This is a genomic window from Sinomicrobium pectinilyticum (assembly GCF_003725735.1).
Taxonomy (GTDB): Bacteria; Bacteroidota; Bacteroidia; order Flavobacteriales; family Flavobacteriaceae; genus Sinomicrobium; species Sinomicrobium pectinilyticum.
Genome location: NZ_RJTM01000169.1, coordinates 1 through 17,714, shown reverse-complemented (window position 1 = coordinate 17,714; position 17,714 = coordinate 1). Strand labels below are relative to the sequence as shown.

Below are 17,714 nucleotides of genomic sequence, written 5' to 3'. Positions count from 1 at the left end.
CAAAATTGCTCATAATACAGAAGTTCCGGAAATCACTAATGGCTATCTTCTATAACCTGTAGTTATAACGTAAGGCAAAATCCATAAAAAGACCGGAAAGGACATCGGTTTGTCCCTGCAGCCGGACAAAGTAAAAGTACCGTTCTATTTCCAATCCTTTTACATCGATGATACTACAGGTATTGTTCCGCAGTTCATGTAGAATAATATATACGGAGAGAAATGCGAGGCAATCGGAATGCAGCAGGTATTCCTTGATGCTTTCGCTACTGCTCAGCTGCATCACCAGGTTGAGATCGGAAATTTTTACCCGGGCTTCCCCGAGGGCATGGGCTATGACCTCGAGGGTTCCCGATCCCGGCTCACGCAGCAGCAATGGCAATTCTTTCAGCTCTTCCAGGTCGATTGTCCCTTTGCCGGTAACCGGATGACCCGCAGAACCTGCCAGTACAATTTCATCTTTGATAAAAGGGATGTATTTCAATACGGGAAGTTTGGAAAAGCCTTCTGTTATTCCCAGGTCTGCTTCTTTATTCCTCAAAAATTTTTCAACCTGTTCCGTATTGCCCGTGAGAAGTTCGATATCCACATCCGGATATGCCGACCGGAACCCCGGCAATACCCGCGGCAGGATATAATTGGCTATAGTAGTGCTGGCACCGATACGCAATTTACCGGCATGTTTCCCGGACAAAGCGTGCAGGTCGGTCTCCAGCTTACGGTAGATTTCAAAGATCTGCTCTGTGCTCCGTAACAGCAATTCCCCCGCATAGGTCAGTTGTATCCTGGTACCGTTCCGGTCGAACAACTGAATGCCGTATTCCCTTTCCAATGCCTTTATGTGTTTTGTAACCGCCGGTTGCGAAATGTACAGTTCACCGGCAGCCCGGGTAAAATTGAGTCTTTTGGCGACCGCATGAAAAACTTTTAAGCGAAAATCGAGCATAATGTAAAAGTATAAATTAAAATCCGTTTCCCTGAGCTTTTCGGTCCGGGCCCGTGAATATACTGTCATAAGCAAAAGTATCCCTTCCGTTTTAATTACTAATCTTCCCGCTGTTTACTTAATTTTATCCTAAACATCACCGTTTTGTGACCGGAAAGTTTAACTTTGCACATAAACCTTTTAAAATTACAGATTAATGAAAAAGATCGGCGTATTATTTTTTATGGCGCTTATTGTTGCTTCCTGTGGAAAACAGAACAAGGACAGCTACACGATTACCGTTAAAATAGACGGTGTGGAAGACGGCAAACAGGTGTTCATGAAAAAAGCAGATGAAAACAATCAGCCGGTGGATGTGGATTCCACAAAAGTACAAAGCGGGGAATTTACCTTTTCCGGAAAAGCAGATACTCCGGAGATACATTTTATTCTTATAGACCAGGTAGGAAACATTCCTGTTATCGTAGAAAACGGAGATATTGAAATAGAAGCGTACAAAGACAGTATTAACTTTTCAAAAATGGGAGGGTCTCCGTCTAACGATGATTTCTATGAGTTTATTTCCGGCACGCGCGGTATAGGTGAAAGAATCAATGCTCTCCGCCAGCAAATGATGAAAGCCTCCCAGGAAAGGGATACCGTGACCATTGCAACCCTTCAGGATACCTATGCTGATATACAGGAGGAAGCAAAAGAATACGAAGTAAAATTCGTTGAAGAACATTCCAATTCCTACATCTCTGCACTTGTACTGGAAAAGATGCTGATGTCCCGTTCTCAGACTCCCGAAGAGATCAAGGAATTACTTTCTTCCCTGTCTGAAGACATACAAAAAACCGCGGTTGCACAAAAGGTAGCTACCCAGATAGAAAGCCTCACCAAAGTCTCAATAGGTTCCGTAGCTCCTGAATTTTCCGCACCGACTCCCGAAGGAGAGATGCTTGCGCTTAAAGATGCCCAGGGGAAAATTACCATTATCGATTTCTGGGCGGCCTGGTGCAAGCCCTGCAGGGCTGAAAACCCTCACGTGGTTAAACTCTATGAAAAATACAAGGACCAGGGCCTGAGTATCATCGGGGTTTCCCTAGACAGAAAGAAAGAAGACTGGGAAAAGGCCATCGCCGAGGACCAGCTTCCATGGCACCATGTTTCCAATCTTAAATTCTGGCAGGACCCCATTGCACAGCTTTATAATGTAAAAGCCATACCTGCAACCTTTATACTGGATGAAGAAGGAAAAATAATAGCTAAAGACCTTCGTGGAGAAGCCCTGGACACCAAACTGGCCGAGCTTTTCGAGATGTAGATCCAGATCCTATTAAAAGAACTAAAAAATTACAGGCTGTCTTTACCGGACAGCCTTTGATTTTTATAATAATACCCTATTGCGGTCAATACAGTATAACAGCCAGTTCTTTAGCTCCCTGTGCACCCTTTACGAGCGTCTGTTCTATATCCGCTGTTTTCGAAGCCCCTGCCATAAAAAGACCGAAACCAAAAGGAGGTTCGGCCCCTATATTCTCATAGGCCTCGTGCATGGTAGGTACCAGGGTATCGGCTTTGAGGAGAACTATTATCCTTTCCGGTATAAAGGCCAGCAACCGGGAACTGAGTTCATGATCCGTTAGCCACAAAGCGGCATTCTCCGCAACGCCAAATGACGCTTCAGTGACAAATATTCCGGGCATCTTATCTTTTTCAAAAGGGACCTGCTCGTCGAACACCAGAGGGTATTTTTTCTGCAATGCGGGAACAGAAGATTGTATATTGCCTCCCTTACTCCAGGTTTCTATGGTTTCTGCCACGGTATCGCCGGTAGCGAGAAATACTTCCGTACCCGAAGCTTCTGCTACGCCTATAAATATTTCTGTAAGTGCTTCTGTTTTATATTGAAGGTTTATTTCCGGTCTGGGAAGCGGCTCCCCCACAACATTCTTCAAACTGCTTAATATTCGTTCTTTACTGTCCATCTGATTTCACATTACCCGGTTTTACGAATCCTCCTGATTTTTCTTGTACCACTGCCGGAAACTCTCTTTGGGAACTTCCGGGAACACTCTCCCTTTCCTGCCATCCGGCAAATGCACATTCCAGGGATTAAGGCCCGATTGTAAAAGTCCTTTCGGTACCCAGCGGAAAACACTTCCGGCCAGATCATATTTTTTCCGGCTCTTCAGTATCTTGCTTCCTACTTCCATTCCTATTTTTTTGGACATGTCCGAAGAGGTTTCGTCCGTGAGTTTCTGCCGCCATCGGTATAGAAGCCCTGCCAGATCTATTTTAACGGGGCACACATTATTACAGGACCCGCAAAGTGTTGATGCAAAGGGCAGGTCCTTGTTCTTTTCTTTTCCGTAGAAAGGAGCGAGTACACTACCAATGGGTCCGGGAACGGTATGGTGATAAGAATGTCCCCCTGAGCGCCTGTATACCGGACAGGTATTCATACAGGCCCCGCAGCGGATACACCGCATGGCCTGCCGGAATTCCGGATCGGCAAAGATATCGGTGCGTTTGTTATTAACAATAATTATATGCTCCGTAGTTTCCGGACGTGGTTTCCTGTAATGTGAAGTAAACACGGTAACCGGCTGTCCTGTTGCGGAACGGGCAAGCAGACGAGTAAAAACGGCCAGTTCGTCATATCCGGGGACCAGTTTTTCCATCCCCATACAATGTATCACCGTTTTTTTGCTGTGTACCCCCATATCCGCATTGCCTTCGTTGGTGCAGACAACTACCGCCCCCGCTTCAGCAACCCCGAAATTAACCCCTGTAATAGCTGCATCGGCTTTCATAAAATCTTTCCGTAGTGCCTCACGTGCCACAGAAGCCAGGTAATCCGGACTTGCATTACCTTTCTCCGTATTCATTTTTTCGTGAAAGGTATCACTCACCTCCTCTTTTTTCAGATGGATGGCGGGGACCACGATATGACTGGGGTGTTCTTTACGAAGTTGCACTATCCTCTCTCCCAGGTCCGTATCTACTACTTCAAAACCTTCTTGTTCCAGATAAGGGTTGAGCCCGCACTCTTCTGTGAGCATCGACTTGCTCTTTACTACCGATCTGGCGTTATTATCTTTAAGTATTTTTGCTGTTATTTCGCGAAGTTCCTTATCATCCCAGGCCCAGTGTACCTGCATACCGTTCTTCACTGCATTTTCCTCGAAGGTCTGAAGGTATTCCGGCAACCGGGACAAAGTATGGTCTTTAATGGCCGCAGCCGTAGAACGCAATTTCTCCCAGTCTTCAATAGTATCCCGTTGAATATCCCGTTTGGCACGCAAAAACCACAGGGCATTATTATGCCAATCCGTTTTATCGGACCCAGTAATAAAATCTTTGCTCAGGTTTGCATGTGTTCCTTTCATAATTCGTCATTTAATCGGTTGGCCCTGCAGTTCCCGTTTTCCGGAAACCGTATGATCCGGGTTTGTCTTTATTCCTCCGAATTGAGCAGTTCGGCTATGTGCATAACCCGCATAGGGCTGTCTCCCGCACGGAAAACCCCTTCCAGGTGCATGAGACAGGACATATCGGTCGCTGCGACATATTCCACTTCTGCTTCCGCCATTCCGCACATTTTATCACTTCCCATTTTTACGGAAACCGCAGATTCGAATACGGCAAAACTTCCCCCGAACCCACAGCATTCGTCGGCCTTGGGCGGAACTACAAGGTCCAGCCCTTCCACGGCGGAAAGTACTTTTTCTATCTTGGAATAATAGGGCACTTTCAGTTCCGAAGGCGTCCCCAGGTCTAATCCTCTTAGCCCATGGCACGACAGGTGTAAGCCTACTTTATGCGGGAACGATGCTTTCAGCTTATCTATTCCCGCTACATCGTGAAGAAATTCGGTAAGCTCCTTCACTTTCGCCAGTTCCTCTGCACTTACCAGGGGTTTTAACAGGTGGTGCGACAGGTGATAAGAACAACTGGCTGAAGGGGTTACCAGGTAATCTACTTCGGGAAGTGCCTTTAGGAAAGGCTTTTCGAAACCGCTGGTCATTTTTTCATACCCGCTATTGGCCATAGGCTGCCCGCAACAAAGAGGGTCCTGTAAAAAAACGACATTGCAGCCGGTCTTTTCCAGGATTTCCAGGGTATCCTTCCCCACTTTCGGGTATAACTGGTCTATATAACACGGTACAAATAGTCCTACGGTCATTATAATGCTGTTTTAAAATCGAATATTTTGTCCATCAAACGCCATTTTTCCCCCGGCCTGCTCCCGGGAAGCCCCTGCTGATAATTCCACATGAGCTTTTCCCATTGCTGAACCTTTTCACTGGAAGCATCCAGGTATTCTTTCTGTTTGAAACTGAAATCATCATCCGTCTCCATGATCATGAACAGCCGGTTTTCTATACGGTATATTTCCATATCTATCACACCGCTTTCACATATATTTTTCAGCACTTCCGGCCAAACTTTCTCGTGATGGGCTTCATATTCCGCTATAAGGCCTTCATCCTCTTTCAAATCTAAAGCTAAACAATACCGTTTCATTTTTACAGTTCGGGGTTCATCATGATTTATATTTCAGTTTCTATACTCACGATATCCGGTCGTTACCTGTTACCGCACTATCGGTACATCTACCCGTAAACATACAGGCCAGATTCTTCTTTTCTATTTTTACCGGCACTCTCTCCCTGATACTCCAGGGATTTTATACCTTATCCTATGGTCTTCTGTCTGTCAATTTTTCACACTCCCCCCGGGATTCAACCGTAAAAAGGTACGTTACAATCGTCATTTATTTGTCCGTCCTCAACTTTATTAAACCGGGGACTTAATACACTTTATTATGCACCCATTTACCATAACCACTGATATAGACAAAACACAGGAGGGGTAATATGAATGAAAAATTCACTTCGGGTACCCCGGCTATGGTAACATCTGCTACACCGGCACCTCCTATATCTATAATAAGTGCCTGTAACTGGGGCATTAAAGCTCCTCCTACAATGGCCATTACCAGGCCGGCAGCCCCTATTTTAGACTCTTCTTCGCTAAGGCCTTCCAGTGCGATACCATAGATTGTAGGGAACATGAGAGACATGGCAAAAGAAATCCCCACGATGCAGTAAAGGCCTGAAATACCTTCTATCCAGATCGTACCCAGAGAAAAAGCAATCCCCAGAAAAGCGAACAGCATCAGCAGTTTTCCGGAACTCATAAACCGTAGCATATAGGTACCTATGGCCCTGCCTATCAGGAAGAGGATAAAGGCTATGAACTGGTAATAGGCGGCATCGTCACTGCTTACACCAATAGCCTCGGCATATTGGTAAATATATGTCCAGCACATGATCTGCGCGCCTACATAGAGCACCTGGGCAAGTACTCCTAAGGTATATTTCTTATTTTTGAAAAGCCCGGAGAACGTCTCTGCAAGTCCCGGAATGCCGCCTTCGTCCCTCACCTGTGGCATTTTGCTCACTATGATAAGTACAAACACCGCAATAATCACCAGCCCGAGCCCCACGTAAGGGTCCCGTATCACCATAAGATCGGAAGTACGTATCATTATTTTAGTAGCTTCGTCAAGCGCGCCGAAATCCTCCACATCTACCGATTGCAGTTTTCGCAATACAAATTGCTGGGCTACCAGTAGCCCCAATACCAGGCCGAGGGGATTGAATGCCTGGGCCAGGTTCAGCCTTTGCGTTGCAGTCCTGGCGTCGCCCATGGCAAGGATGTAAGGGTTTGCCGTTGTTTCCAGGAATGCCAGGCCGAAAGTGAGAATATACAGGCCGAGACAAAAGAACCAGAATTTTTCCGTAATTGCTGCCGGGTAGAACAGTAAGGCCCCTCCGGCATACAGGGCAAGCCCTATAAGCACTCCGGTCTTATAAGAATACTTTCTCACAAACAGCGCCGCGGGCAGCGCCATACAAAAATAACCGCCGTAAAATGCCATCTGTACCCATGCCGCCTGGGAATTACTGAGTTCCAGGACCTTTTTAAATGCCTGTACCATAGGGTCCGTAACTGCATTGGCAAAACCCCAGAGGGCAAATAAGGAAGTAACTAAAATAAACGGAATAAGGTTTTTCCTGGAAACCACAGGGGGTAATGTGTCTTTCTTCACTATAGTATGGATTTTAAATTAAAACTGATTGATTCTGGGTATAGCTATGGGTTGATCGTTTCTCAGGTTAAAGCCCTGTCCAGGTGCACGTATCCTCCGTCTACGAATACGAGCTGTCCGGTGGTATGACTGGATTTCTCCGATAACAAAAATGCTACGGCATTGGCTATTTCCTCAGCCGTGGTCATACGGTTTTCCAGGGGGATTTTCTCTGTAATGGCACTTAGTTTCCCCTCCGGGTCCGGGAATGTCTTTATCCATTTTTCATATAACGGCGTATAACATTCGGATACAATCACGGCATTGACCCTTATACCATAAGGAAGCAATTCCACCGCCCATTCCCTGGTAAGTGCATTCCGTCCCCCGTTGGCTGCGGCATAACCCGAAGTACCGCCCTGTCCTGTGAGGGAGGTTTTTGAACCTATATTTACAATAGCTCCTTTTGTTTTTTTCAACTCCGGCAATGCATAGTGAGCCATGAGATAATAATGGGTAAGGTTTTTGTTGATAGATGCTATAAAACTTTCATACGAACCGTTTTCCAGACTAACCCCATCATTGACTCCCGCATTATTGACAAGGCCGTCTATCCTTCCGAATTTTTCCAGTACATTCTCGATGGCATCTTTACATGCCTGTGGTTCCGTCAATTCCCCTATGAGGGAATAGGCTTTTCCTCCTTTTTCGTTAATGGAGTTTACTGCTCTGGTATTGTCCTCTTCATTTCTCCCCACAATTACCGGGAATGCCCCTTCTTCTGCCAATACTTCACATATTCCGTAACCGATGCCTTTGGCTCCCCCGGTTACTATAATCACTTTTTGCTCTAAATGTAAGTTCATACCTTCATTTTCCTGTTTCCGGCACAATTTAAGGGCTAAAATTAGCTTAAAAAAAATTTCTGTGCCCTAATATTAACGATTTAACATTTGTGTTTTATATTGTTTTATTCCGTTATCCGAAACGGATTTCGGAAAGTAACGGCTATTACTTACTCCTTTTTCAGATCCGGCCCAAACCATACTTTTTCCCCTTCCGGAAGTTGTACCTCTTTCTCGGTTCCGTCATACCATAGTTTACATGTCCTGGCCTGTTCAGAATACAGGGCCAAGGCCGTAAGTTTACCGTCTTCCCAAATTATATCCACAATAATGTTCCCCCGCGCCACAAGTCCTTCTACTTTGCCGTCAGGCCAGTTTGCCGGAAGAGCAGGTAACAGACGGATAAAACCTTCGTGCGACTGCATCAGCAACTCGGCAACACCGGCGGTATACCCGAAATTACCGTCTATCTGAAAGGGCGGATGCATATCGAACATGTTATCCGCTATGGATATCTGTAAAAATTTCCTGATGTTTTCTTCTGCCGAAACCTTATCGAACAGGCGGGCATTAAAATTGATCATCCACGCCCTGCTCCAGCCGGTCCCCGCTCCGCCGTGTTCCAGGCGATATCCGATGGTCTTTTTCGCTGCTTCAAACGCCTCTTTATCGGCAGAAGTGATCTTGCTTCCCGGGTGCAATGCATAGAGGTGTGACATATGCCTGTGTCCTTTTTCCGCTTCTTCATACGGATGGTTCCATTCCAGTATCCTCCCGTCCTCCCCTACAACAACGCCCGGAAACAGGTCCTTTCTCTTTTGCTTTACTTCTTCGGTAAATTCATTTTCTATCCCCAGATCTTTTGCCGCACTAAGTGTATTTTCCAGGACTTCCGCGATGATCTGGTGCCCCATCGCCGATCCGGCAGATACGGCAGCAGCTTTTCCGTCTTCTGCTATATAAGAGTTTTCCGGGGAGGTTTCCGGCACCGATATCCATTTACCGTTTTTATCCTGCACCAGCCAGTCCAGGTAAAATCCTGCAAAGGCCTTTAAGGCCGGGTAAGCCCGGTTGCGCAGAAAAGCGGTGTCTCCTGTAAACTGGTAATGTTCCCAATAATGCTGTGCAAGCCATCCTCCCCCGTGTATCCAGGAGCCCCAGTACGGTTTTTCCGCACGCATCCATGCAGGTGCCCATAAATCCGTCGTATGATGTACTACTGCTCCCCTGTTTATGCCGTACTGTTCTTTAGCGGTAATTTTACCACGCTCGATCAACCTGTCGCCAAAATCAAATAACGGTTGGTGCAGTTCGCTTAAATTAGTGACCTCGGCAGGCCAATAATTCATCTGGAGGTTTATGTTGAGATGATAGTCCGCATTCCACGGGGCCTCGATGTGCTCATTCCATATACCTTGCAGGTTAGCCGGATTGGTCCCCGGACGGGAAGAAGAAATAAGTAGGTATCGCCCGTACTGGAACAGTTTTGCCATAAGGCCGGGATCATCGTTACCTTCTTTGATCCTGGCCAGCCTTTCGTCCGTAGGCAAAGAATCCAATTCCTTCCCTCCCAGGTCCAGGGTCACGCGGTCGTAAAATTTCCTGTAATCGGCTATATGTGATTCCAGCAGTTCTTCAAAAGTCTTGTTCCGAACCGCATCAAGTGTCTTGGTATTTTGTTCTTCGTAATTGTCATGGTAAAAGGACGTGGCCCCGGCAAGGAGCAAGGTAGCCCTTTTTACATTTGCCAGGCGCAATACCCCTTTATCTGCTTCTACAGTACCTGATTCATGTTTTACCCGCAGCCTTGTTTCAAAATCAACGCCGTAATCCATAGAATGCGGTTCGGAACCCACTGCACCCCCGTATTGTGTTACGGTTCCTTTCATACTGAGTTCTCCGGATGGCAAAGCAGAAACGGATACGGTAGGATGTCCGTGATCTTCGGGACGATCCAGTTTCAGGCTAAGGTCCATTCCTTTTTCTGCCGTGGTCGTAAGTTCTATAACCAGTACATCGTCCACAGCGGAAGCAAATACTTTTTCCGTATAGGTATTTCCGTCTGCCGTGTATTCCACCGAAACCACGGCATTGTCCAGGTTCAGGGAACGCCTGTAATCCTTTATGTTTTTATCTCCTTCGAAATCTATATACAAATCGCCCATTGTTTGGTGTGATTTGGTAATTGTTTTATAAGAAAAACGCTCTACGATCTCCTTATCCGCTTCGTGAGTTTTCCCTTCTTTTAAAAGTTCACGGAGATACTCCAGATCTTCAACGGTACCTTTCGAGTCCCCAAGGTCAGGGCCACCCGGCCACATAGAATCTTCATTTAACTGAATTCTTTCGTGTGACGGATCGCCGAAAACCATAGCCCCGAAACGTCCGTTTCCCACAGGGAGGGCTTCCATCCATTCTTTTGCAGGCTGGCGGTACCAGAATTCACCCGTCTTTTGCACTTTTGCGTCTGCAATGTCTTTTGTATCCGCTTTCCGGTTACAGGAAAGAAGAGCAATACCCAAAATAGTATATACCCATACTTTTATGTACTTATTTTTTTTCATGTGTAAAACAGGGAGTTAATCCGTTACCATTTTTATTTTGAATGTCCAGGCCAGTGTATTCCCGGTTGCCCGTAACGCTTCCTCCGGAACTGAGATTGTTAACCCCGATTCTTCACTATAGTTCCATTCCAAAGGTTGTTCATAACCGAGCAGAACCACTTCCGAACCTTCTTCCGGTTTCAGTTTTTCCACTTGAAAAGTTTTTCCGGGTTTTTCAAAAGTAACGGCGTAATAAAAAGGCGTACCCTTTTTCCTGGTGAAACGTATATTATCGCCTTCTTTATATCCGGACTTGGGGCTTTCCGTACCATACACGGCTTCTCCGTTAACTTTCATCCATTCCCCGATATCTTCAAGTCTTTTCATACTTGCTTCCGGGATGTTCCCGCTGGCATCCGGTCCTATATTCAGTAGGTAATTCCCACCTTTGGCCGCTGCATCCACGAGGTTACGGACCAGTTCCGCGGAAGACTTCCAGTTCCGGTCGTCGGTTTTATATCCCCAGGTATCGTTCATGGTCATACACGATTCCCAGTCCAGGTCGGAAATACCATCAAGAATTTCCTGTTCGGGAGTGCCGAAATCGCCTGCATAATCACTATCGTCCTTGTTCATCCCCTGCATTCCTTTTCTTCCTTTATCCACACGATTATTAATGATAATACCGGGTTTAAGTTCGCGTACGTACTGATAAAGTTCCTGCCCCTGTTCGTGGGTAAATTCTTTTTCCCATTCCCCGTCAAACCAAAGGATCGCCGGGTCGTAATTCCCGACCAGCTCTTTCAACTGCGGTTTCAGGTAGCTCTCCAGATAATCCGCGAAACGTTCCTCATTATTCTCAGAAGGTTCCCCTCCCGCATATGTATCGGCCTGAGCATCGGGATGATGCCAGTCCATAATAGAATGGTACAAACCGAATTTCACCCCCTGTGCTTTACAGGCATCGGAAAGTGCTTTAAGGATATCTTTATCGTAGGGTGAAAAATCAATAATATCGTAATCTGTAACCCCGGAATCCCACAGACAAAATCCGTCATGATGCTTGGAGGTGATCACCATATATTTCATACCCGCGTTTTTCATCCGGGTCACCCATTCTTCCGCATTAAAAGCTGTAGGATTAAATTCCTTTGCATAGCCTTCATATATATCTATGGGGATTTTGACATTATGCATGATCCATTCCCCAATACCATTGACTTCCTTTCCTTCGTATCTGCCTGCCGGTACGGCATATGCTCCCCAATGTATAAACATCCCGAACCTGGCATCACGCCACCAGGCCATGCGTTCGTCAAAAGCTTCTTTCGGTTCTTCCAGATAATTTACCGTTTCCTTTGGTTCGGCTTTCTTCTCTTCTGCTTTCGGTTTTTGCTTGCAGCTTGTAACCAGTAAAGCGGTTAATACTGCGAATTGTAAGGTTTTCATAAGTATTGGGTTTTAGTTGTGTTAACAGTGTTTTATTCTTCAGGAATACCATAAAACCGTATGGCATTTTGCCCCATGACCTTTGGTAGTTCGCTTTCGCTGTAAAAATCACGTACAATCTTCAGCACTTTCTCATATTCCGCAGCAAGCAGGCATACCGGCCAATCCGATCCGTACATGAGCCTGTCCGTTCCGAAAGTTTCCGTAACGATTTCCAGAAAAGGTGTAAAATCATCCTGTTGCCACTTCCAGTTTCTTGTTTCGGTGACCATACCGGATAGTTTACAGTACACGTTGTCACATTGAGCAAGAAGACGCATGTTTTCGGTCCATTCTTTATCCGGACCTGCAGAAATTACGGGCTTGGCTATATGGTCCAGTACAAAACGCTGTGCGGGAAATTCACGTACAAGGTCTATGGCGGCCGGTAACTGACGGGCATACACAAGAATATCGTAGGTAAGGCCCTGTGGTTCCAGCTCGGCAATTCCCCTGCGGAAAGCGGGACGGAACATAAAATCGTCCGGTTCTCCCTGAACAACGTGCCGTACTCCCCGGAAACCGGGATCTTCGGAAAACCGGGCAAGCACCTCTTTTATATTTTCGGCCTGCAGGTCTGCCCAGCCCACCACGGCTTTTATAAACGGGTTTTGCCTTGCACATTCCAGCAGGAAGAGTGTCTCTTCTTCTGACTGGCTTGCCTGTACGGCTACACAGCCATCCATTCCGTTATTTTCCAGAACGGTTTGCAGGTCCGAAGGCATAAAATCCCGTCTTATGGTCTGCATAGTCTCATCTATCCATGCATCTTTTTCAGGATCGTATTGCCAGAAATGTTGATGGGCATCTATATTCATACGACGTGTTTTTCTGTTTAAGAGCCGGTTTTATCTCTTAGACGGAAAACCGGGAAAACTCCCGGTCTTCCTTTAGTTCTCCACTATATTATTGCACCTTGTAGGCCACAGCTTCCTGTTTCGAAGATCCCAGACCCTCTATACCCAGTTCTACCACATCGCCCGGTTTTAAATAACGTGGCGGTTGAAATCCGAGCCCCACTCCGGCCGGAGTCCCCGTGGAAATCACATCGCCGGGGAGCAGTGTCATAAACTCGCTCAGGTAACTTATTACCGTAGGGATGTCAAAAATAAAATCGGAAGTATTGGAATTTTGCAGCATTTCTCCGTTGACCTTCAGCCACAGGTTCAGGTTATGCGGGTCAAGTTTTTCATCTGTAGTTACCAGGTATGGCCCCAGGGGAGCAAAAGTATCGCAGCTTTTTCCTTTGACCCATTGTCCGCCACGTTCCAGCTGATAGGCACGTTCGCTATAATCGTTGTGCAGCACATAGCCTGCTACATGGTCCATGGCCTCTTCTTTGGTTACATAAGAGGCTTTTTTACCGATTACTACTGCCAGTTCCACTTCCCAATCGGTCTTTTCAGAGCCCCGTGGAATCACGACAGGGTCATTAGGGCCTACAATAGAGGAAGTCGCCTTAAAAAACACCACAGGTTCTTTCGGGACATCCATGCCGCTCTCCGCTGCGTGTTTTGCATAATTCAGACCAATACATATCAGTTTGGAAGGCCGCTTCACCGCCGGGCCGAAACGGAATCCGGCCGGTACTTCGTGACATTTCTCCTGATTTTCCTTTAGCCAGGCTTTCAGGCGTCCGATACCATTTCCTTCAAAAAAATCTTCATTATAATCTTCTCCGAAAGCGGTTACATCCAGTTGCTTGCCATCCGGCAATTCTACTCCTGGTTTTTCTTCGCCTTCAGGGCCAAATCTGAATAGTTTCATTCGTTGTGTATTTATAAATTTATTTGATTAACTTATTTCCCCGTATTGCACAGTTTTTTAACTGTTCAACTTAATGAACCCGCCGTCCAGGGGATAATCGGTCCCTGTCGTGAAAGCGGCATCGTCCGAACAAAGGAAATAGGCCAGTTTCGCTACTTCGTCCGGTCTGGCCATTCGCCCGATCGGTTGGGTCTTCGACAGTTTGTCGTACATTTCCTTTTCCTGCCCGGGATAATTCTTAGCCAGAAAACCATCTACAAACGGCGTATGCACTCTCGCCGGGGAAATACTGTTACATCGGATACCGTCGGCCACATAATCTTTGGCCACCGAATAGGTCATAGCCAGTACGGCCCCTTTGGTCATGGAATAAGCAAAACGATCGGCAATTCCCACATGAGATGCTATGGATGCCATATTGAGGATGGCCCCTCCTCCACTTTTTTTCATATGGGGTATTGCGGCATGAATACAATTATATACCCCTTTTACATTGACTGCAAAAAGCTTGTCCATATCTTCTTCGGAAGTGGTTTCCACCGTACCTATATGGGATATTCCCGCATTATTTATGAGGACATCAATGGTAGCGGAAGCGGCTATATCATCGATAATTTGTACCACCCTAGCCTGATCACTGACATCACAGGGAAAGATGTGCAATTTGTCTTCTGTGTATTCTGAAAAGGCTTCCCTTGTACTTTCCACGTTCCTCTCGAGCATAAAAACGATATGCCCTTTATCCAGAAATATGCGACTGATCGCGGCCCCGATACCAGAACCCCCACCGGTGATGATTACATTTTTTGACATTTTATACTTATTTTATTTTTATACCTCGGTAAACTACAGGGCAGTCTGCCGTTTTTTAATATTTGATCTAAAACGCCCCCGGTGTACCCGGAGGGCTGTTTACAAAGATATTCCTCTTTTCCATGGAATAAAATCGTCTTGTTGCAACTTCTGGGCACAGGTTTGTTTTTCCCCGCTTGCTACGGCAATGATAAGTTCTATCAATTCATCCGCCAGTACTTCCTGCGACAACCCTCCGGAAAAAAGCCTTCCCGCATCAAAGTCAATAATATCTTTCATTTTCCGGGGAAGCATAGAGTTGGAGGAAATTTTCACCACGGGACATATCGGATTCCCGGTAGGAGTCCCGAGCCCGGTGGAAAAAAGGATAATATTTGCTCCCGAACCGGCAAGTCCGGTTGTGGATTCCACATCGTTACCCGGTGTGCATAGAAGGCTGAGTCCTTCTTTTGTAGTATATTCGCCGTAATCCAGCACATCGGCTACAGGGCTTCTCCCTCCTTTTGTCGCCGCCCCGGCCGATTTTATGGCATCCGTTATCAGTCCGTCCCGGATATTCCCCGGCGAAGGGTTCATATCAAAGCCGGATCCCACTTCATGGGCCCTCGCTTCATAATTTTCCATCAGGCGGACAAACTTTTCCGCGGCCTCCCTTCGTACACAGCGGTCTATGAGATCCTGCTCTACCCCGCACAACTCCGGAAATTCGGAGAGGATACTTTTTCCTTTCAAAGCATTAATGCGGTCTGTCACTACTCCTATCAAAGGATTGGCGGAAATACCGGAAAAACCGTCAGAACCACCGCATTCCAGTCCCAGGGTAAGTTTACTCAGTGACGCGGGTTGCCTGGAATTCTTATTTGCTTCTTTCAGGCCATCAAAGGTCGCCTGAATGATTTCTTCTAACATAACGTGCTCTGACGGGTATTTTTGCTGTTCGAAAAAGAGCAATGGCTTACCCAACTCTTCTCCTCCCCGTCCCAAGGCTTCTTCGAGCATGGACATCTGGGCATGCTGGCACCCCAGGCTTAATACCGTGGCCCCGGCCACATTAGGATGCCGGATATAACCTGCGAGCAGGTTGACCAATAACTGTGCATCTTGTCTTGTACCTCCACATCCCCCTTCATGGACAAGGAATTTAATACCGTCTATATTCGGGAATATTTTGGGTGTTTCTATGATGTTTTCCGCCTCCCTGTCTGTCCCCCTGAACTTCCCCGCAAGCTCCCGTACCAGGAGTTTGTATGGATTTTCCTTGCGGAATCCCAATCCGGTTTCCAAAGCCTCTTGTAAGACCTTCAGGTTCCGGTTCTGGCAAAAAACCAATGGCACAAAGAGCCAGTAATTTCCGGTACCCACCTGGCCGTCTTTCCTGTGAAATCCCTGAAAAGTACGGGTGGCAAACTTATCTACGGCAGGCTGCTCATATTTATACTCCTGTCTGCCTATCTGATAAGGCGCCGCCACATGCCGGGTATTCTCCGTAGTAAGCATACTTCCGGCAGAAAGTGAAACAACCACCTTCCCCACAGGAACGCCGTACATATATACAGTGTCTCCTTCTTTCATCGGCACCAGTGTAAATTTGTGCTTCACAGGGACATCTGCTGCCAGTTCCAGTTCTTTACCGTCTACGGTTACCTTGTCATTTTTGTTCAGATCTGTAAGGGCCACAACTACGTTGTCCTTAGGGTGTATTTTAAAAAATCGTTCCAATGATATATAATAATAGTATTTACAAAACCTGTTCTGTGCTTCAAAGAATTTCTCTATTTATTGTCCCGGTCCATAAAAAGTCAAAACCGGATCCCGGAGTAAAATGCCATTTAGTCAAAGAATCTGTTTAATCACAAATACATACCTGCGGAAATAGTTGTTTTTAAAACAGGTCATGCCTTCCTCGCTAAAATACATAAAGACTAAAGCCTCCCCGGTTTAACTACTGGTTTGCATGTCATTGCAGAATCCCGGCTTTAACCTGACCATAATTTTTTTCTATCTCCTTTTATCCCCTCCGGAACAACAATATTCCGGGAATTTCAAAAGTAAATGGTTTTTGCAACGAAAAGTTCTTATATATTTGCTCTTAATTGTACAATATTTGCATTAATACAGTCTTGCCAAAAAATCACAGATGGATTTACATTTCCTGCATAAAAACCTGGAAACAAATTTCAAAGTTTCACTCCACCGGGAAAGAGAGTTCCTGAAACTGTGGCATTATCACCCGGAATACGAACTGGTATATATTTCGAAAGGCAGGGGCACGGTTTATACGGGGGATTATATCGGGCCCTATCAGCCGGGAAATATATTTCTGATCGGATCGCATCTGCCGCATATGTTCGAAACATCAACGGTTGGTCCTGCTTCCGGGGACGAAGGAATTTCCGAAGCTTACGTAGTGCATTTCGGGGACAAGTTCATCCGGGGATTTTATGAAAATTCCATTGAATTCGGCTACATCACCTCCCTGATAAAAGAATCGGTTACAGGACTGTCTTTTTCCTCTCCGGGGAAAAAGGTGTATAAAATCTTTCAAAAGACCACAAGCGGTAATATACAGGAAAACACGCTTCACTTTTTGCGAATATTGTACTATCTGCAGCAAAAAAAGAAGATACAACTGGCTACTCCCGCCTGGATCGATCAGTTCAATTCGGGTGACAAAAAACTTAATAAAGTACTCCAGTATATCATGCTTCACTTCCAGGAAGAACTGTCCCTTACGGAAATTTCTTCTTATGCAGGAATGAACAAAACCGCTTTTTGCCGGTATTTCAAGATGAAAACCGGAAAATCCTTCGTGGAATTTCTCAACGACCTCCGGGTAAGCTTCGCCTGTAAGACATTATTGGAGAAAAATATCTCCCGGTCTATTTCCGACATATGTTATGCTTCCGGTTTTAACAGCCTTTCTTATTTCCACCGGATTTTTAAGCGTAGTAAGGGAGTGGCACCTTCCGAATATCGAGGAGGGTAAGTTCAAAAAAATAACTACTGACCGAAAGTCTCTCCGGGCATGAGAATGCAGAAACCTCCTTAAGATAACCATTATTACGGACTACGAATCCATAGGTCCTTATGAGCAATCCCGTCCGCCAGGCGGACTGGGAAATCGATCTTAGTAGATGGTTATTAAATTATTCAGGCAATATCCGTAAATCCGGTAAGTAAAAATCACACCTTCTAAGAAGGTGGCTTTGGCTAGCCCCCATAGGGGACCT

General features: G+C 46.0%; 15 protein-coding genes. 2 read left to right on the top strand and 13 right to left on the bottom strand.

What is annotated here, in order from left to right:
* Positions 1–49 precede the first annotated feature (49 nt).
* Entirely contained in the window at positions 50–1,015 is a 966-nt protein-coding gene (locus tag ED312_RS21600; RefSeq protein ID WP_317125699.1) for a LysR family transcriptional regulator, read from the bottom strand.
* Positions 1,016–1,142: 127 nt separating this feature from the next.
* Between ED312_RS21600 and ED312_RS21595 the strand changes: the two genes are divergently transcribed.
* Positions 1,143–2,252: a TlpA disulfide reductase family protein gene (locus ED312_RS21595; RefSeq protein ID WP_123218103.1), complete on the top strand. Its 1,110-nt coding sequence runs from the start codon at positions 1,143–1,145 to the stop codon at positions 2,250–2,252.
* An 85-nt stretch (positions 2,253–2,337) separates the two neighbouring features.
* Here ED312_RS21595 and ED312_RS21590 read toward each other — a convergent pair whose 3' ends face one another.
* The 12 genes from ED312_RS21590 to ED312_RS21535 form a co-directional block, all read right to left on the bottom strand.
* Positions 2,338–2,916: a LutC/YkgG family protein gene (locus ED312_RS21590; RefSeq protein WP_123218102.1), complete on the bottom strand. Its 579-nt coding sequence runs from the start codon at positions 2,914–2,916 to the stop codon at positions 2,338–2,340.
* A 21-nt stretch (positions 2,917–2,937) separates the two neighbouring features.
* Complete coding sequence (locus ED312_RS21585) at positions 2,938–4,320, bottom strand: lactate utilization protein B (protein WP_123218101.1); 1,383 nt, start codon at positions 4,318–4,320, stop codon at positions 2,938–2,940.
* Between the two features lie 68 nt (positions 4,321–4,388).
* Positions 4,389–5,117, bottom strand: coding sequence for a (Fe-S)-binding protein (locus ED312_RS21580; RefSeq protein ID WP_123218100.1), 729 nt, complete (start codon positions 5,115–5,117; stop codon positions 4,389–4,391).
* Positions 5,117–5,458 carry an L-rhamnose mutarotase gene (locus ED312_RS21575; RefSeq protein ID WP_123218099.1) on the bottom strand — a complete coding sequence of 114 codons (342 nt, stop codon included), beginning with the start codon at positions 5,456–5,458 and terminating at the stop codon, positions 5,117–5,119. Before ED312_RS21575 ends, ED312_RS21580 begins: the two co-directional genes overlap by 1 nt.
* 286 nt (positions 5,459–5,744) lie before the next feature.
* Positions 5,745–7,049: an L-fucose:H+ symporter permease gene (gene fucP / locus ED312_RS21570; protein ID WP_123218098.1), complete on the bottom strand. Its 1,305-nt coding sequence runs from the start codon at positions 7,047–7,049 to the stop codon at positions 5,745–5,747.
* 62 nt (positions 7,050–7,111) lie between these two features.
* Positions 7,112–7,894, bottom strand: coding sequence for an L-fucose dehydrogenase (locus tag ED312_RS21565; protein WP_123218097.1), 783 nt, complete (start codon positions 7,892–7,894; stop codon positions 7,112–7,114).
* 149 nt (positions 7,895–8,043) lie between these two features.
* Positions 8,044–10,437: a glycoside hydrolase family 95 protein gene (locus ED312_RS21560; RefSeq protein ID WP_123218096.1), complete on the bottom strand. Its 2,394-nt coding sequence runs from the start codon at positions 10,435–10,437 to the stop codon at positions 8,044–8,046.
* 15 nt (positions 10,438–10,452) lie between these two features.
* Entirely contained in the window at positions 10,453–11,865 is a 1,413-nt protein-coding gene (locus ED312_RS21555) for an alpha-L-fucosidase (RefSeq protein ID WP_123218095.1), read from the bottom strand.
* Between the two features lie 32 nt (positions 11,866–11,897).
* The gene (locus ED312_RS21550; protein ID WP_123218094.1) at positions 11,898–12,722 is read right to left on the bottom strand and encodes an amidohydrolase family protein; all 825 of its coding nucleotides are present in this window, start codon (positions 12,720–12,722) and stop codon (positions 11,898–11,900) included.
* A gap of 88 nt (positions 12,723–12,810) precedes the next feature.
* The gene (locus ED312_RS21545; RefSeq protein ID WP_123218093.1) at positions 12,811–13,671 is read right to left on the bottom strand and encodes a fumarylacetoacetate hydrolase family protein; all 861 of its coding nucleotides are present in this window, start codon (positions 13,669–13,671) and stop codon (positions 12,811–12,813) included.
* A gap of 57 nt (positions 13,672–13,728) precedes the next feature.
* A complete protein-coding gene (locus ED312_RS21540; protein ID WP_123218092.1) occupies positions 13,729–14,484 on the bottom strand; it encodes an SDR family NAD(P)-dependent oxidoreductase in 756 nt (251 codons plus the stop codon).
* Between the two features lie 99 nt (positions 14,485–14,583).
* Positions 14,584–16,203, bottom strand: a complete 1,620-nt coding sequence (locus ED312_RS21535) for a UxaA family hydrolase (protein WP_123218091.1) — start codon at positions 16,201–16,203, stop codon at positions 14,584–14,586.
* A 418-nt stretch (positions 16,204–16,621) separates the two neighbouring features.
* Here ED312_RS21535 and ED312_RS21530 point away from each other — a divergent pair, with 418 nt between their 5' ends.
* On the top strand, positions 16,622–17,470 hold the full coding sequence (locus tag ED312_RS21530) for an AraC family transcriptional regulator (RefSeq protein WP_123218090.1): 849 nt from the start codon (positions 16,622–16,624) through the stop codon (positions 17,468–17,470).
* Positions 17,471–17,714: the final 244 nt, after the last annotated feature.

What these genes read in the sequence shown, in the direction of transcription:
- ED312_RS21600 (WP_317125699.1), bottom strand. Translation starts at nt 1,015, where the DNA reads ATGACAGTATATTCACGGGCCCGGACCGAAAAGCTCAGGGAAACGGAT.
- ED312_RS21545 (WP_123218093.1), bottom strand. Translation starts at nt 13,671, where the DNA reads ATGAAACTATTCAGATTTGGCCCTGAAGGCGAAGAAAAACCAGGAGTA.
- ED312_RS21575 (WP_123218099.1), bottom strand. Translation starts at nt 5,458, where the DNA reads ATGAAACGGTATTGTTTAGCTTTAGATTTGAAAGAGGATGAAGGCCTT.
- ED312_RS21530 (WP_123218090.1), top strand. Translation starts at nt 16,622, where the DNA reads ATGGATTTACATTTCCTGCATAAAAACCTGGAAACAAATTTCAAAGTT.
- ED312_RS21580 (WP_123218100.1), bottom strand. Translation starts at nt 5,117, where the DNA reads ATGACCGTAGGACTATTTGTACCGTGTTATATAGACCAGTTATACCCG.
- ED312_RS21565 (WP_123218097.1), bottom strand. Translation starts at nt 7,894, where the DNA reads ATGAACTTACATTTAGAGCAAAAAGTGATTATAGTAACCGGGGGAGCC.
- ED312_RS21585 (WP_123218101.1), bottom strand. Translation starts at nt 4,320, where the DNA reads ATGAAAGGAACACATGCAAACCTGAGCAAAGATTTTATTACTGGGTCC.
- ED312_RS21540 (WP_123218092.1), bottom strand. Translation starts at nt 14,484, where the DNA reads ATGTCAAAAAATGTAATCATCACCGGTGGGGGTTCTGGTATCGGGGCC.
- ED312_RS21555 (WP_123218095.1), bottom strand. Translation starts at nt 11,865, where the DNA reads ATGAAAACCTTACAATTCGCAGTATTAACCGCTTTACTGGTTACAAGC.
- ED312_RS21560 (WP_123218096.1), bottom strand. Translation starts at nt 10,437, where the DNA reads ATGAAAAAAAATAAGTACATAAAAGTATGGGTATATACTATTTTGGGT.
- ED312_RS21595 (WP_123218103.1), top strand. Translation starts at nt 1,143, where the DNA reads ATGAAAAAGATCGGCGTATTATTTTTTATGGCGCTTATTGTTGCTTCC.
- ED312_RS21590 (WP_123218102.1), bottom strand. Translation starts at nt 2,916, where the DNA reads ATGGACAGTAAAGAACGAATATTAAGCAGTTTGAAGAATGTTGTGGGG.
- ED312_RS21550 (WP_123218094.1), bottom strand. Translation starts at nt 12,722, where the DNA reads ATGAATATAGATGCCCATCAACATTTCTGGCAATACGATCCTGAAAAA.